Source organism: Robertmurraya massiliosenegalensis JC6, from assembly GCF_000311725.1.
Lineage (GTDB): Bacteria > Bacillota > Bacilli > Bacillales > Cytobacillaceae > Robertmurraya > Robertmurraya massiliosenegalensis.
In genome coordinates this window covers 518,856-532,676 of sequence record NZ_HE978513.1, presented here as the reverse complement: position 1 = coordinate 532,676, position 13,821 = coordinate 518,856, and the positions used below count along the sequence as shown (strand labels likewise).

The 13,821-nt window shown below is 36.7% G+C and carries 15 protein-coding genes and 2 other annotated features (1 of these 17 cut by a window edge); of the genes, 14 read left to right on the top strand and 1 reads right to left on the bottom strand.

Annotated features, from left to right (window positions below; all coding sequences use genetic code 11):
- Positions 1 to 140: a binding site (T-box leader), on the top strand (it extends 108 nt beyond the left edge of the window).
- A gap of 236 nt (positions 141 to 376) precedes the next feature.
- From thrS to BMSHG_RS12475, 6 genes are all read left to right on the top strand, one after another.
- The gene (gene thrS / locus BMSHG_RS12500) at positions 377 to 2,311 is read left to right on the top strand and encodes a threonine--tRNA ligase (protein ID WP_019154798.1); all 1,935 of its coding nucleotides are present in this window, start codon (positions 377 to 379) and stop codon (positions 2,309 to 2,311) included.
- 183 nt (positions 2,312 to 2,494) lie between these two features.
- Positions 2,495 to 2,630, top strand: a sequence feature (ribosomal protein L20 leader region).
- A 128-nt stretch (positions 2,631 to 2,758) separates the two neighbouring features.
- Complete coding sequence (gene infC / locus BMSHG_RS12495) at positions 2,759 to 3,262, top strand: translation initiation factor IF-3 (RefSeq protein ID WP_019154797.1); 504 nt, start codon at positions 2,759 to 2,761, stop codon at positions 3,260 to 3,262.
- A 17-nt stretch (positions 3,263 to 3,279) separates the two neighbouring features.
- Positions 3,280 to 3,480: a 50S ribosomal protein L35 gene (gene rpmI, locus BMSHG_RS12490; protein ID WP_019154796.1), complete on the top strand. Its 201-nt coding sequence runs from the start codon at positions 3,280 to 3,282 to the stop codon at positions 3,478 to 3,480.
- Between the two features lie 28 nt (positions 3,481 to 3,508).
- A complete protein-coding gene (gene rplT / locus BMSHG_RS12485) occupies positions 3,509 to 3,868 on the top strand; it encodes a 50S ribosomal protein L20 (RefSeq protein ID WP_019154795.1) in 360 nt (119 codons plus the stop codon).
- Between the two features lie 109 nt (positions 3,869 to 3,977).
- On the top strand, positions 3,978 to 4,241 hold the full coding sequence (locus tag BMSHG_RS12480) for a DUF1294 domain-containing protein (RefSeq protein ID WP_019154794.1): 264 nt from the start codon (positions 3,978 to 3,980) through the stop codon (positions 4,239 to 4,241).
- Positions 4,242 to 4,363: 122 nt separating this feature from the next.
- Positions 4,364 to 4,936: a TVP38/TMEM64 family protein gene (locus BMSHG_RS12475; RefSeq protein ID WP_019154793.1), complete on the top strand. Its 573-nt coding sequence runs from the start codon at positions 4,364 to 4,366 to the stop codon at positions 4,934 to 4,936.
- Between the two features lie 60 nt (positions 4,937 to 4,996).
- On the opposite strand, the gene BMSHG_RS12470 is transcribed toward BMSHG_RS12475, so the two are convergent.
- The gene (locus BMSHG_RS12470; RefSeq protein ID WP_019154792.1) at positions 4,997 to 5,401 is read right to left on the bottom strand and encodes a hypothetical protein; all 405 of its coding nucleotides are present in this window, start codon (positions 5,399 to 5,401) and stop codon (positions 4,997 to 4,999) included.
- A 155-nt stretch (positions 5,402 to 5,556) separates the two neighbouring features.
- Between BMSHG_RS12470 and BMSHG_RS12465 the strand changes: the two genes are divergently transcribed.
- The 8 genes from BMSHG_RS12465 to pyrF all read left to right on the top strand — a co-directional run bounded on the left by BMSHG_RS12465 (position 5,557) and on the right by pyrF (position 13,724).
- On the top strand, positions 5,557 to 6,048 hold the full coding sequence (locus BMSHG_RS12465) for a dUTP diphosphatase (protein ID WP_019154791.1): 492 nt from the start codon (positions 5,557 to 5,559) through the stop codon (positions 6,046 to 6,048).
- A gap of 66 nt (positions 6,049 to 6,114) precedes the next feature.
- Positions 6,115 to 7,200 carry a M42 family metallopeptidase gene (locus BMSHG_RS12460; RefSeq protein WP_019154790.1) on the top strand — a complete coding sequence of 362 codons (1,086 nt, stop codon included), beginning with the start codon at positions 6,115 to 6,117 and terminating at the stop codon, positions 7,198 to 7,200.
- 114 nt (positions 7,201 to 7,314) lie between these two features.
- Positions 7,315 to 7,605 carry an RNA polymerase alpha subunit C-terminal domain-containing protein gene (locus tag BMSHG_RS12455; RefSeq protein ID WP_019154789.1) on the top strand — a complete coding sequence of 97 codons (291 nt, stop codon included), beginning with the start codon at positions 7,315 to 7,317 and terminating at the stop codon, positions 7,603 to 7,605.
- 423 nt (positions 7,606 to 8,028) lie between these two features.
- Positions 8,029 to 9,093 (top strand): TRAP transporter substrate-binding protein, encoded by a 1,065-nt coding sequence (locus BMSHG_RS12450; RefSeq protein ID WP_019154788.1) that lies wholly within the window; start codon positions 8,029 to 8,031, stop codon positions 9,091 to 9,093.
- Between the two features lie 106 nt (positions 9,094 to 9,199).
- On the top strand, positions 9,200 to 9,694 hold the full coding sequence (locus tag BMSHG_RS26170) for a TRAP transporter small permease (protein ID WP_019154787.1): 495 nt from the start codon (positions 9,200 to 9,202) through the stop codon (positions 9,692 to 9,694).
- The gene (locus BMSHG_RS12440) at positions 9,691 to 10,965 is read left to right on the top strand and encodes a TRAP transporter large permease (protein ID WP_019154786.1); all 1,275 of its coding nucleotides are present in this window, start codon (positions 9,691 to 9,693) and stop codon (positions 10,963 to 10,965) included. Before BMSHG_RS26170 ends, BMSHG_RS12440 begins: the two co-directional genes overlap by 4 nt.
- A 40-nt stretch (positions 10,966 to 11,005) precedes the next feature.
- Positions 11,006 to 12,637: a PucR family transcriptional regulator gene (locus BMSHG_RS12435; RefSeq protein WP_019154785.1), complete on the top strand. Its 1,632-nt coding sequence runs from the start codon at positions 11,006 to 11,008 to the stop codon at positions 12,635 to 12,637.
- A 130-nt stretch (positions 12,638 to 12,767) separates the two neighbouring features.
- Positions 12,768 to 13,724 carry an orotidine-5'-phosphate decarboxylase gene (pyrF, locus tag BMSHG_RS12430; RefSeq protein ID WP_019154784.1) on the top strand — a complete coding sequence of 319 codons (957 nt, stop codon included), beginning with the start codon at positions 12,768 to 12,770 and terminating at the stop codon, positions 13,722 to 13,724.
- The last annotated feature ends 97 nt before the right edge of the window (positions 13,725 to 13,821 follow it).

Sequence of the window (13,821 nt, the reverse complement as noted above, 5' to 3'; positions counted from 1 at the left end):
AACCAGGAACATAGTGAAGCTATTAGTATTGGTTGACGGTCAAACCCGTTATGTTGTCACTAAAGTCATTTTTTCGTTGTCTTTGAAAAAATGAGAATTAGGGTGGAACCACGTGTTATTTACGATAACTCGTCCCTTTCTATAGGGACGGGTTTTTTTATGTTCTAAAGATCCACATGCAGAGAAGTTTATCTGTAAATGTCCAAAACCGACATTTACCCTTTATATGTGGGTACGGAGGTACATATTCATATTGCGCGGCACTTTTCGCATCCGCTTTGTTGTTTTTTATGAAATGAGGAACCTAACCAACTGATCATTACTAAAAGAGAATGATGGAAAGCGAAAAGAGCCTTTACTAAAGGAGGAAAAAGACATGGCAGAAGGAATTAAATTATCGTTTCCGGATGGTGCTGTTAAGGAGTTTCCATTCGGGGTAACGACAGAAGAGGTTGCTGCTTCGATTAGCCCTGGGCTAAAAAAGAAGTCGCTTGCGGGTAAGTTGAATGGAGAAATGTACGATCTTCGTCGTCCAATCGAAGAGGATGGTGCGATTGAAATTGTCACTGTTGGAAGTGATGAAGCACTAGAGGTGTTACGCCACAGTACGGCCCATTTAATGGCGCAAGCAATCAAGCGTTTGTATAAAGATGTGAAGCTTGGCGTCGGTCCTGTTATTGAAGGGGGCTTCTACTATGACATTGATTTAGATCAATCGATTACACCGGAAGATCTCCCTATTATTGAAAAAGAGATGAAAAAAATCATCAATGAAAATATCGAGGTGGTTCGTAAGGAAGTTAGCCGAGATGAGGCGATTGAGCTCTATAAGGAAATTGGTGATGAGTATAAATTAGAATTAATTGATGCCATCCCAGCTGATGAGAAGGTAACGATCTATGAACAAGGGGATTTCTTTGACCTTTGTCGGGGTGTCCATGTTCCTTCTACAGGTAAAATCAAGGAGTTTAAACTATTAAGCATTGCAGGTGCTTACTGGCGTGGAGATAGCAAAAATAAAATGCTCCAAAGAATTTATGGGACTGCCTTCTTCAAAAAAGAAGATTTGGACGAGCATTTACGTTTGCTTGAAGAAGCAAAAGAACGTGATCACCGTAAAATTGGGAAAGAGCTTAACTTATTTACAAGCTCTCAATTAGTCGGGCAAGGTTTACCACTTTGGCTTCCAAAAGGTGCAACAATTCGCCGTACGATTGAACGCTATATCGTCGATAAAGAAGTACGTTTAGGCTATGACCATGTGTACACACCGATTATGGGAAGTGTTGAGCTTTATAAAACTTCAGGTCACTGGGCGCACTATCAAGAAGATATGTTCCCACCAATGGAGATGGATAATGAGCAACTCGTTCTACGTCCGATGAACTGTCCACATCATATGATGGTTTATAAACAAGGAATCCATAGCTACCGTGAGCTCCCAATCCGGATTGCTGAGCTTGGTACGATGCACCGCTATGAAATGTCTGGAGCATTATCTGGATTACAGCGTGTTCGAGGCATGACGTTAAATGATGCCCATGTGTTTGTTCGTCCTGATCAAATTAAGGATGAATTTAAACGTGTCGTCAATCTTATTTTAGAAGTATATAAAGATTTTGATATTAATGACTATACATTCCGCTTATCTTACCGTGACCCAGCAGATACTGAGAAATATTTTGACGATGATGAAATGTGGGAAAAAGCGCAATCGATGCTAAAAGAAGCGATGGATGATTTAGGCTTAGATTATTTTGAAGCTGAAGGGGAAGCGGCATTTTACGGTCCGAAGCTTGATGTTCAAGTGAAGACAGCTCTTGGAAAAGACGAAACGCTTTCGACTGTCCAATTGGACTTTTTATTGCCAGAGCGGTTTGACTTAACATATGTTGGGGAAGATGGAAAGCAACACCGTCCCGTCGTTATCCACCGTGGAGTTGTATCGACAATGGAACGTTTTGTCGCCTTCTTAATTGAAGAATATAAAGGTGCATTCCCAACTTGGTTAGCTCCTGTGCAGGTTCAAGTGATTCCGGTATCAGCGGATGTTCATTACGATTATGCTCGTGAGGTTCTGGAGCAACTGAAAGCAGAAGGATTCCGTGTTGAACTTGATGATCGCAATGAGAAAATGGGGTATAAGATTCGAGAAGCACAAATGCAAAAGATTCCATATATGCTCGTAGTAGGAGATAATGAAATGGCGGAAAAGGCAGTGAATGTTCGTAAATATGGTGAGCAAAAATCTGAAACCGTTCCATTTAGCGATTTCCTAGCTGCTTTAAACAAAGAGGTTGCGCGAGTTTAAATCGTTTGTAAAAATATAACAAACGAATCCTATGTATATTTTTGAAAAAGTTATTGCCAAGCTGTAAAAGTTTTGATAAGATAACTTTTATCATTGTAATTTAGACAGTTGCTTGAAACATTTCGTGTCACGTTGACAGGTAGCAACGTTTATTGTAAAATAGTTAGGTAACTGAATACGAGTTTAGGGAAGAAGAAGCACCCGCTTCTCACCTGATTGACGCAAAAGCGCAGTTGGCAGGTTTTACGAACATAATTATTTGTTTACGTTTGTTTTCGTAAAGTGTGGGTGTATTATTCATCCACACTTTTTTATTTGCGAACAATAAGGTAAACACTGCGATTCAACTTTTTAGTAGCCATTATTGAACGTTTATGTTGGAAAAATTCTTGACCCAAACGTTGTGTTCGTAAAAATTCTTGGAGGTGTCTAACTATTAGCAAAGACATGTTATTGAATGAAGGTATTCGTGCCAGAGAAGTTCGTCTTATTGATCAAAATGGCGAGCAGCTTGGAATCAAATCGAAGATCGAAGCACTTGAAATTGCATCACGTGTGAATCTGGATGTTGTTCTTGTTGCACCGAATGCTAAACCACCGGTAGCTCGTATTATGGACTATGGTAAGTTTAAGTTCGAACAACAGAAGAAAGAAAAAGAAGCACGTAAGAATCAAAAGATTATCAATATTAAAGAAGTTCGTCTAAGTCCAACTATTGATGAGCACGACTTTAATACAAAGCTACGAAATGCCATTAAATTTTTAGAAAAAGGCGATAAGGTAAAAGCATCGATTCGATTTAAAGGCCGTGCCATTACTCATAAAGAAATTGGTCAACGTGTTTTAGTCCGTTTTGCTGAAAGCTGTAAGGAAGTTGCTACAGTTGAATCCCATCCTAAGATGGACGGAAGAAGCATGTTCATGATGCTTGCCCCTAAAAACGAAAAGTAATAAGGAGGAAATTCCAAATGCCAAAAATGAAAACTCACCGCGGCGCTGCAAAGCGTTTCAAGAGAACAGGATCTGGTAAACTGAAGCGTTCTCATGCTTACAGAAGCCATATGTTTGCTAACAAATCTCAAAAACAAAAGCGTAAACTACGTAAAGGAGCACTTGTTTCTTCTGGAGATTTCAAGCGTATCCGTAACTTATTAGTAAATCTTAAGTAATATTTTCGAAACATAGGAGGGAAATAGAATGCCACGTGTAAAAGGCGGTACAGTTACTCGCAAACGTCGTAAAAAGGTTTTAAAATTAGCTAAAGGTTATTTCGGTTCAAAACATACATTATATAAAGTTGCTAACCAACAGGTAATGAAATCATTAATGTATGCTTATCGTGACCGTCGCCAGAAAAAGCGCGACTTCCGTAAGCTTTGGATTACTCGTATTAACGCAGCTGCTCGCATGAACGGTCTTTCATACAGCCGTTTAATGTTCGGTTTAAAGCAAGCTGGTATCGAAGTAAACCGTAAAATGCTTGCTGACTTAGCTATTGCAGATGAAAAAGCATTTGCTGAATTAGCATCTGTTGCTAAGCAAAACCTAAACAAATAATTTGATAAGTGAAGATCGGCTTTTCGCTGATTCAAGCTTATTTCAACAAAGCCATTCTCTTCCGTTTAGAGAATGGCTTTTATGCATAAAGGAGAGGAATGAAAAAGAAATGGTTGAATCATTTATTTACATATTTGTAGTCAATATCATTGGACTTTACCTAATGTATAGTGACAAAAATAAAGCAAGAAAAAATCAATATCGCATTAGTGAAAAAACGTTATGGACCGTTGCAATAGTGGGCGGAGCAATGGGTATGACGATTGGAATGAATTGGTTTCGACATAAAACGAAGCATCTTGCTTTTAAATGGGGATTTCCTGCCCTTGCCATACTGCAAATAGGAGCGATTGGATATTTTCTTCTAGATTAAATACGTCTTCAAGGTTTTTGTCATAAAAGGGTGGATTCATCGATAAGCTTTAGTAACGCATCGATTTAGACAATATTGACACCCTCACATCTGGGAATGACACAATTAAAGAAGGTGGTAGCATGGAAGAACAAGTAGCGATGCTCTTGGTTATTGCGCAAACAAGTGGATTTTTAGCGCCGATTGCATTCATCCTATTTCATTTTCTAAGACAGTTTTTATTTATTCCAGTTGCGGTGATATGTATCGCTGGAGGAGTGCTCTTCGGGACTGTTGCTGGTACCTTTTACTCATGTATCGGTTTGTTATTAAGCAGTTTCCTCTTTTATGTACTGATTCAGCGAATGCCGAAAACCCATGAAAAATTAAGTGGCATTAAGAAAAAATGGTTTGGTGAATATCGCAATTTAACGACTGGCCAAGTAGCAATTTTGCGGTTAATTCCTTTTATTCATTATCATCTCCTAAGCTTTTGTCTATTAGAACGGTATCGAAGCTTTAAGGATTATATGAAGGCCTCCTTCTTGACTAACCTTCCTCTCGCATTCTTCTACACAGTCTTTGGTGAGTTTATTAGTCGCTTTACACCGACAATGATCCTGGTTATCTTATTTTCACTTTCCATCCTTGTCTATATTCTTAGGGAAAAAATGACGGTGATTAAATGGCGTGATTTTTTTAAAGCGACTGCTTGAAGAGCTAAATTAGAATACAATCAAAAAGGGCCCTCATGTAGAGAGCCCTTTTGTTACTTTTTAAGTAAATGGAGTGTTAGAGCCATTGCTCTTTTTCATAAATTCATGAATGGGACTTTTCCAGTCAATGCTTGCATTCGGGTAACTTTCTTGAACTTTTTTCTCGATAAATTCGAAGTCCTCTCGTACAAGACCATTTAATGAAGCAACACGATGTGGCCAAATAAATACGTTCACGACTTCAAAGGCGTTGTCTGTTGTCCCTAAATATTTTTCGCCTTCAAATAAAACACCTTTATACGTAATGAGAAAGTTTTTTCGAACATTATTTTTATTATCAAGGAAGAAGAAGCGTTTTTGCTCATGGGCAAGCTCTAGCTTCCGTTTTGGATTTAGTAGGTACTTAATCAGGCTATATATTAAAAAAATTATGAGGGCAAATAATAAGAAACGAATCATCCACATAGTATAGTCCTCCAGTCATTTTGACTTATATACGATTGAAACGGAAAATGGTTTCATTTTTTTATACATATTACTAAAATTGAATCTAATATTTCTTTTTTGCCCAGTTTTCTTTATCATGAAACTATCATTAAAAAAGATGGTGGGAGAAAGAAATGGAATTAAAAGAGATTTTTAAGATGCAAAAAGGGCTAGATCAGCATATCGAACAGCAACATCAATTGGATAAAGAGGACTTGTTTGACCGAAAAACACTTGCATTGTTGGTAGAATTAGGCGAACTTGCAAATGAAACGAGATGTTTCAAATTTTGGAGCTTAAAAGAACCATCTCCACGAAGTATCATTTTAGAGGAGTTTGTTGATGGGATTCATTTCATCGTCTCGCTAGGAATTGAATGTGGCTTTGAAGGAATCGATACATTATCTGTAGAAAAGCAAGAGGGGAAAACCTTAACAGAGCAATTTCTAAAAGTATATGAATCTGTCCATACATTTCGTACTACTAAGAAACTCGAGGCTTATAAAGAAATGTTTGAGCATTATTTATGGTTAGCGGCACTTCTAGGCTTTAGCGAATCAGAAATAAAGGAAGCATACATTTCCAAAAATGAAGTAAATTATAAGAGGCAGCAGGAAGGATATTAACTTGTACATTTATAATCATTTTCGTTATAATGAAGCCATATTATACATATTAAGGGAGTCGAAATAATGACTAAATTAGATGAAACCTTATCAATGCTTAAAGAATTAACGGATGCAAAAGGGATCCCTGGTAATGAGAGAGAACCGCGTGAAGTAATGAAAAAGTATATTGAACCATTTTCCGATGAAGTCACAACAGATGGATTAGGGAGCCTGATTGCTAAAAAAGTTGGTAAAGAAGGCGGACCAAAGATTGTCGTTGCTGGCCATTTAGATGAAGTTGGCTTTATGATCACACAAATCGATGAAAAAGGATTTCTACGTTTTCAAACAGTTGGTGGCTGGTGGTCCCAAGTCATGCTTGCACAACGTGTAACAATTGTGACAAGCAAAGGGGATGTGACAGGGGTTATCGGTTCAAAGCCGCCGCATATTTTATCTCCAGAAGCACGCAAAAAGCCGGTTGAGATTAAGGATATGTTTATTGATATTGGGGCGTCAAGTCGTGAAGAGGCACAAGAATGGGGCGTTAAGCCAGGGGATATGGTTGTACCATATTTCGAATTTACGGTCATGAATAATGAAAAGATGCTTCTCGCAAAAGCGTGGGATAACCGCATCGGTTGTGCGATTGCTATCGATGTTCTGAAGCAACTTAAAGGGGAAAACCACGATAACGTCGTCTATGGAGTTGGGAACGTTCAAGAAGAGGTTGGCTTAAGAGGAGCGAAAACGTCAACTTATACGATCAACCCTGATATTGGATTTGCAGTAGATGTAGGGATTGCTGGAGATACTCCTGGAATTACGGAGAAAGAAGCAATGAGTAAAATGGGGAAAGGTCCTCAAATTCTTTTATATGATGCTTCAATGGTTTCTCATAAAGGCCTTCGTGATTTCGTCACAGGAATAGCTGATGAATTAGATATTCCATATCAGTTTGACCTTGTCGCTGGTGGCGGAACGGATGCAGGATCTATTCACTTATCACATGAAGGTGTCCCTTCTTTAGCAATTTCGGTTGCAACAAGATACATCCATTCTCACGCAGCGATGTTACATCGTGATGACTATGAGAATGCCGTAAAATTAATCGTAGAAGTTATCAAGCGCCTTGATGCGGATACAGTGAACAAGATTACTTACGAATAATATTTAACACAGATAGCATACCGATCTGATTCTTGATTGGTATGCTATTTTTAATTTAACAAGGATAATAGCCTTATCATGTTGAAATAAGGAAATGGATAGGGAGGTATTATTATGGCCACAAATAAAAACCTTAGAGTATGCGAAAAAGGTCATGAATTTTATAAAAGTAGTGATTGTAGGAGCTGTCCGATTTGCGATAAAGAGAATAAACCACAGAGCGGATTTCTTTCGAAGCTCAGCTCTCCTGCAAGAAATGCCTTAATTCATGAAGGGATTGAAACTTTGCAAGAACTGTCCAAGTACACGGAGAAAGAGATTCTAAAACTCCATGGAATAGGACCTGCTTCTATACCGTTGCTGAGAGCTTCGTTAGAGGAAGAAGGATTGGAGTTTAAAAAATAGTTTAATCTGTGAAAGCTTTTCAATTAGAAGGCTCTCGAGCGCAATGGGTGCGGGATAAATAATTAACTCTAAAGGTGGATTTGATTTATTCGGGGATAAGTGAAAATTCGATTTGAAGAGACGGTACCAATGAAAATAAATTGGTCCCGCTTTTTTATGTTTGCGTAAAGAGTATTTTGAAAATAAGAGAATTATGTCAAAATAAAGAATTTTATTTCAATTTAATTAAATTATGTTATAATTTATAACGTCATATGTTATTAAATCTAACATAATGAGGATGAATAATAGTTTAGTAGTGTTTCAACCTATTTTAGTTGTTGATTGTTATAAAAAAAATAAGAGGTATTTGTCCAAACAGACAATTCATTAATAGATATAATTAAGAAAATTTTAAAAACAAAAGAAATAGGAGGCAAAGAAATGAAGAAAGTATTAATTTTGTGTTTTTCGTTAATGTTCATGTTAGGTTTAGTGGCATGTGGAAGTAATAATAGCAATGGGGGGAGTAGTGATGAACCTGATTCTTCTTCCGGAGATGAAGCGGAATTCGAAGAGATGGAGATAACTTTTAGTCATAACCAGCCTCTTGAAAGTCCTGAACATGTTGGAGCATTAAAATTTAAGGAAGTAGTAGAGGAAAAAACGGGTGGAAAAGTCACAGTTAACCTTTTTCCAGCTTCACAATTAGGTAGTTTAAGAGAGCAGGTAGAAGGTACTCAGATAGGTGAAATAGATATTACGATGCAACCAACGGCAGTAGTTTCACCTTTTGTCGATGATATAAAGGCAATCGATCTTCCATATTTATGGCCAGCTGATAAAGAGCAAACATATGAAGTGCTAGATGGGGACGTTGGTAAGGAACTTTTAGGAACACTTGAACAAGGTGGTTTCCAAGGGCTAGGCTACTGGCCAGGTGGCTTCAAATTGTTTACGACAGGTTCAAAAGAAATTCATAGCCCTGGAGATTTTAAAGGATTAACAATGCGTGTAATGGAATCACCTGTTTTGATTGAACAGTACACTGCATGGGGCGGTACTGCGATACCAGTACCATATTCAGAAGTTTATAACTCTTTACAGCAAGGTGTAGTAGATGGACAAGAGAATCCACTACAAACGATCTTTCTCAATAATTATCATGAGGTTCAGAAAAATGTAATTCAGAGTTATCACGGAACTATGACATATGTACTGATGGCAAATAAAGGATGGTTTGATGGACTTTCAGGTTCATTACAAGAAGTAATACTAGAGGCAGAGCTTGCTGGAAAAACAGCTGCTCGTGAAAATCTTGCAGAGGTAGAAGCAGATTTTCTTGAACAAATCATCGATAGTGGTGTGAACTATTATGAGTTAACAGAGGAAGAAATAGCCGCTTTCAAAGAAGCTTCACTTCCAATGCATGCAAAGGTATATAATTCAGGTCAGCAAGTTGAACTGTTAGACAAGCTATACGAGGCAATCGACGAAGCTCAGAAATAATCGTTTTTTTTGTTAATGGGAAAGCAGGTTATGTTGATTAAATAAACATTTCCTAGCTTTCCTAAATATATTATAAATGGAAAATATCGGGATGAAAGGTGGTAAAATGTTAGCTATGAAAGTATGGTTGATTCGAATCGAAGGATGGTTTCTTGGAATCAGTATTTTAGCAGCAACATTTGTTCTATTTATTAATATAGTCCTTCGTTATTTTTTTAGTGCTAATACCACTTGGGCGGAAGAATTAATTCGCTATATGATGATTTGGATTACATTTATTGGTTGTAGTGTATGTTTTGGTAGGGGGTTGCATGTAGGAATTGATTTCTTTTTGGAATATATGTCTGAAAAGTGGAAAAAAATAATCGGATATTTTGTGAACTTCGTATCAATCATTCTTATGCTCTTTTTAATCTACTATGGAACTGAATTGGTTTTATTTAGTATGAATAGCGGTCAAATTACCCCGTCCCTTCGCATTAAAATGTATTGGGTCTACTTATGTATTCCGCTTGGTGCAACATTATCCCTAATCCATCTAGTTATGAATTTGTTTGATAATAGAAGAAAACCTGAGTCTATCGAGGAGTTACAAGTATGATTATTTGTTTGATAATACTAATATTTTTCTTTTTATTTAGTAGTGCACCGATTTTCGTCGCGTTAACGATCTCTTCCTTTATTACACTCATTTTTTTAACGGATATACAGCCGATGATTCTTATTCAGCGACTTTTTGGTGGAATCGACCAGTTTGCCTTAATGGCCCTTCCTTTTTTTATTTTTGCTGCCAATATCATGGAAGTTGGAGGATTGTCTAATCGTATTCTACGCTGGGCAAAAGCAATCGTAGGACATCTTACTGGAGGAGTAGCAATGACTACTCAAATTTCAAGTATGTTTTTTGGGGCCCTTTCTGGTTCAAGTCCTGCTACAGTGGTTGCTATTGGGAAAATTATGTATCCGGAAATGCTTAAAGGAAATTATGATAGGAAATTTTCCGCTGGACTACTTGCATCTTCAGGAGCAGTTTCTTTAATTATTCCACCCAGTATTACCATGATTATCTTTGGTTCTGTAACAGGAGTGTCGGTAGGGAGCTTGTTTATCGCAGGGATAGGAGCAGGAATCATTTTAGGTTCTACATCATTAGTTTACATCTACTACTATGCACGAAAGAACAATATTCCTCGTAATAAAAAAGCAAGTGGGAAAGAATTGTGGGATGCAACTAAAAAGGCTCTATGGGCGCTGCTGATCCCAGTTATCATTGTCGGTGGAATATATGGAGGAGTGTTTACACCGACAGAAGCTGCTGGTGTTTCAGCGGTTTATGCTTTGATTATTAGTCTATTTGTATATAGGGAAATGAATTTAAAGTCTTTATATAAAGTATGTGTTGATTCTGCGGTTCTTTCAGCACAGGTTCTTGTGTTAGTAGCTGCTGCACAGGTGTTAGGTTGGATGCTTACACGAGGACAAGTTCCTCAATTGATTGCAACTTGGATAACAGAGAATATTCATTCACCATTCTTATTCCTATTAATTCTTAACGTCGTTCTTTTAATCTTAGGAATGTTCATGGAAGGAGTCGCAGCTATCATCATTGTTGCTCCGTTAATATTCCATACGGCTGTTTCTATGGGAATTGACCCCGTTCATCTTGGGATTATCATGATTTCTAATTTAGCCATTGGTTTATACACACCACCATTTGGTCTGAATCTATTTGTAACGCAAGGAATAACTAAAATTCCGATGAGTGAAATGTTACCAGGTGTCTATAAATTTTTATTAAGTAACTTAGTCGGTTTATTTATTATTACTTACATTCCAGAAGTTTCTTTATTCCTATTACGATTTATAGAATGACAACGTTAAAAAGCTTTCTACGGTAATGGGGAGGGATAAGATGGGAGTACCATTAAAAAAGCTAATGAATATAGGTGGCTTAAGGAATTGTAAGATTATAGCGGGACAGCAGGGAGTAGAGAGGATCGTAACAAACGTAACCATCATGGAGGTCCCTGATATTGTTCAGTGGTTAAGAGGAAATGAACTTTTGATCACAAGTCTATATCCCATAAAAGATGATTTAGATGATCAAATACAGTTAATAGAAAAGCTGTACAAAGCCGGGACAACTGCTCTCGCCATTAAGCCTGTTAGATTTATTGATGCGATTCCTGAAGAAATGAAAAAAAAGGCGGATGAAATGGGCATAACGCTCATTGAAATTCCTGAAGAAATCTCCTACCTTGATATTTTGTCACCTGCTATGCATGCCATTTTCAATGATAAAATCGTGTTACAAGAAGATTTAGAGCATGCAACGAGAGTTTTGAATGAAATCTCTATTGCTAAAGGAGATTTTAATCAATTTATTCAAACATTGTCCTATTTAACAAAAAGTAAGGTATTACTGGAAAGTAACGTGCCGTATATCCCTGTTCATGAGCAATTGGAAAGTTTATTGCCCATGACACCTCAACAAATTAAAGAATTAGAAGTCGTACAAAGACCTATTCGAATGATTCGAAAAGGTAGGGAAAAGAATGAAGAATCCTGTATTGTGACACCGATCATTATAGATGGAGAGTTATATGGAAATATAACTTGTTGGAGCTATCATTCACAGTTTATGGAGGTAGATTTAGCGATTCAAGAGAAAGCAGCCACACTACTTTCAGTAGAATTTCTTAAAAAGAAAATTAAGTATGATATAGAGCAGCATTATAAAAATGATTTTATACGTGATTTATTATTTAGCGAAGATAAAAATATTGAACATTTATTAGAAAAAGGAAGGATTTATAACCTTCATGAAAGTAATCCATATGTATGTATGGTCGTCGCTGAAAAAGAGCTTCAACAGGAAGATTTATTTTCAAGAAATATCAATCAATTAGAAAAAGGGATCAAAGAGTTGGATCCTCATATTATATGTGCGGTATACAGAAGGTATTTGCTTATGATTGTTCCAATGAGAAATAGAGTGACTCAAGATTTTAGAAAGATTCTAGATTCATTATTACTACTTATTGAACAAAGGGTTCATACACGAATTAGAATAGGAGTCGGATCAACCTACTTAGGAATCCAAGGCCTGCGGAAAAGTTATCATGAAGCACAAAAAACGATTACATTAGGACCGAGGCTATGGATGAAGAAATCGATAATATTTCATAGTGAATTGGGCGTGTACCGTTTGATTGCTCAAATTGAAAATCATGCAGAATTGACGGATTTTTATGGAGACGTCATTAAAAGGATTATTGATTATGATAAAGAGTATGAATTTGAATTAACTACAACACTAGAGACCTATTTCAAATGTAATGAATCTCTTAAAGAAACAGCCAAAGCATTATTTATACACGTTAATACTCTAAAATATAGGCTCCAAAAAATAAGACAAATCACAGGACTAAATCTTCAAAAGTCAGAGGATAAGCTGTTGATTCATTTAGGCTTAAAGATCCATCAATATTTTGAACCTTCTGTTGAGGGTTCTAGAAAAAAATCACTTTTCCTCAATCAATAATTGAATGAAAATTAGGATAAGGATAACTAGAAACTACTGTTAAATTTGGTATATGACGTAACAGATTAGTAGCCAATTGAGGAAACTCTTAAAGCTGGTTATCATATTTTGCTAGTTAAGGGAGGAACTTATGTTTTTAAATAAACAATCTCAAATTATTCTTGCCTTAGATTTGCCTAATAAGAAAAAAAGTTTTGACATCATGGATGAGTGTCACGATCTTATTGATGCAATAAAAGTTAATTACCCACTCATTTTAACTGAAGGTCTCTCAATCATAACAGAACTTAAAAATCGATATTCATTACCCATTATTGCAGATTTTAAGGTTGCGGATGTACCAGTTACCAATAATAGAATTGTCAAATTAGTTAAGGCAGCCGGGGCAGATATGATTATGGTCCATGGATTCATCGGCCCAGACGCTCTATTTGAAATAAAGAAAATAGCGGGAGATGAAATGGGTGTTATTGTAGTGACAGAACTTACTCATCCAGGGGGATTAGAATTCACAAGGAAGTTCTCAGAAGATTTTGCGAAGATGGCTGCTTTTTTTCAATGTTATGGAATTCAAGCACCAGGCACTCGTCCAGATCAAATTAAACATTTGCGAAGAACAGTTGGACCAGACCTCAATATATTATGTTGTGGAATCGGTTCACAAGGTGGCTCATTCTTAAATGCCATTGAGGCCGGAGCGGATTTTTGTATTATTGGGCGTGCTATTTATGATTCTGATTCACCAAGAAAGGCTGTTCAAGAATTCCTTCTCGAAAACGATCATACGGCAATTAAAGAATGTAAGATCATTCGTTTTTGTAGTGAGACACAACGATATACCGTGCTAGTTGAACCGATAAATTCTATCAAAGAAATGATTGAGAACTTCATTCAATATAGTATTCGAACGAAAAGAGGATTGCCTCAGGAGCAAGGGATGATTCTTCAACATCAAAATTCAGTCATCCATATCAATAGAAACGGTACATGTATCATTAGTAATGTAGCTTCGATTCAAGAAGGAAAGAGTAAAGTCAATCAACTATTAGAGGATATTGAAGAAAATAGTGATCTTCTTACAACATAAATAAACAAAAAAAGGCATTGGTCACCAATGCCTTTTTTAAATAGCTAATTTTGTTGAAATGGACAAAATAAACTACCTTTTACTATCTCTTTAAACA

Bases quoted from the DNA above. Each gene is read 5' to 3' on its own strand.
- thrS (WP_019154798.1), top strand. From the start codon at position 377: ATGGCAGAAGGAATTAAATTATCGTTTCCGGATGGTGCTGTTAAGGAG.
- infC (WP_019154797.1), top strand. From the start codon at position 2,759: ATGTTATTGAATGAAGGTATTCGTGCCAGAGAAGTTCGTCTTATTGAT.
- rpmI (WP_019154796.1), top strand. From the start codon at position 3,280: ATGCCAAAAATGAAAACTCACCGCGGCGCTGCAAAGCGTTTCAAGAGA.
- rplT (WP_019154795.1), top strand. From the start codon at position 3,509: ATGCCACGTGTAAAAGGCGGTACAGTTACTCGCAAACGTCGTAAAAAG.
- BMSHG_RS12480 (WP_019154794.1), top strand. From the start codon at position 3,978: ATGGTTGAATCATTTATTTACATATTTGTAGTCAATATCATTGGACTT.
- BMSHG_RS12475 (WP_019154793.1), top strand. From the start codon at position 4,364: ATGGAAGAACAAGTAGCGATGCTCTTGGTTATTGCGCAAACAAGTGGA.
- BMSHG_RS12470 (WP_019154792.1), bottom strand. From the start codon at position 5,401: ATGTGGATGATTCGTTTCTTATTATTTGCCCTCATAATTTTTTTAATA.
- BMSHG_RS12465 (WP_019154791.1), top strand. From the start codon at position 5,557: ATGGAATTAAAAGAGATTTTTAAGATGCAAAAAGGGCTAGATCAGCAT.
- BMSHG_RS12460 (WP_019154790.1), top strand. From the start codon at position 6,115: ATGACTAAATTAGATGAAACCTTATCAATGCTTAAAGAATTAACGGAT.
- BMSHG_RS12455 (WP_019154789.1), top strand. From the start codon at position 7,315: ATGGCCACAAATAAAAACCTTAGAGTATGCGAAAAAGGTCATGAATTT.
- BMSHG_RS12450 (WP_019154788.1), top strand. From the start codon at position 8,029: ATGAAGAAAGTATTAATTTTGTGTTTTTCGTTAATGTTCATGTTAGGT.
- BMSHG_RS26170 (WP_019154787.1), top strand. From the start codon at position 9,200: ATGTTAGCTATGAAAGTATGGTTGATTCGAATCGAAGGATGGTTTCTT.
- BMSHG_RS12440 (WP_019154786.1), top strand. From the start codon at position 9,691: ATGATTATTTGTTTGATAATACTAATATTTTTCTTTTTATTTAGTAGT.
- BMSHG_RS12435 (WP_019154785.1), top strand. From the start codon at position 11,006: ATGGGAGTACCATTAAAAAAGCTAATGAATATAGGTGGCTTAAGGAAT.
- pyrF (WP_019154784.1), top strand. From the start codon at position 12,768: ATGTTTTTAAATAAACAATCTCAAATTATTCTTGCCTTAGATTTGCCT.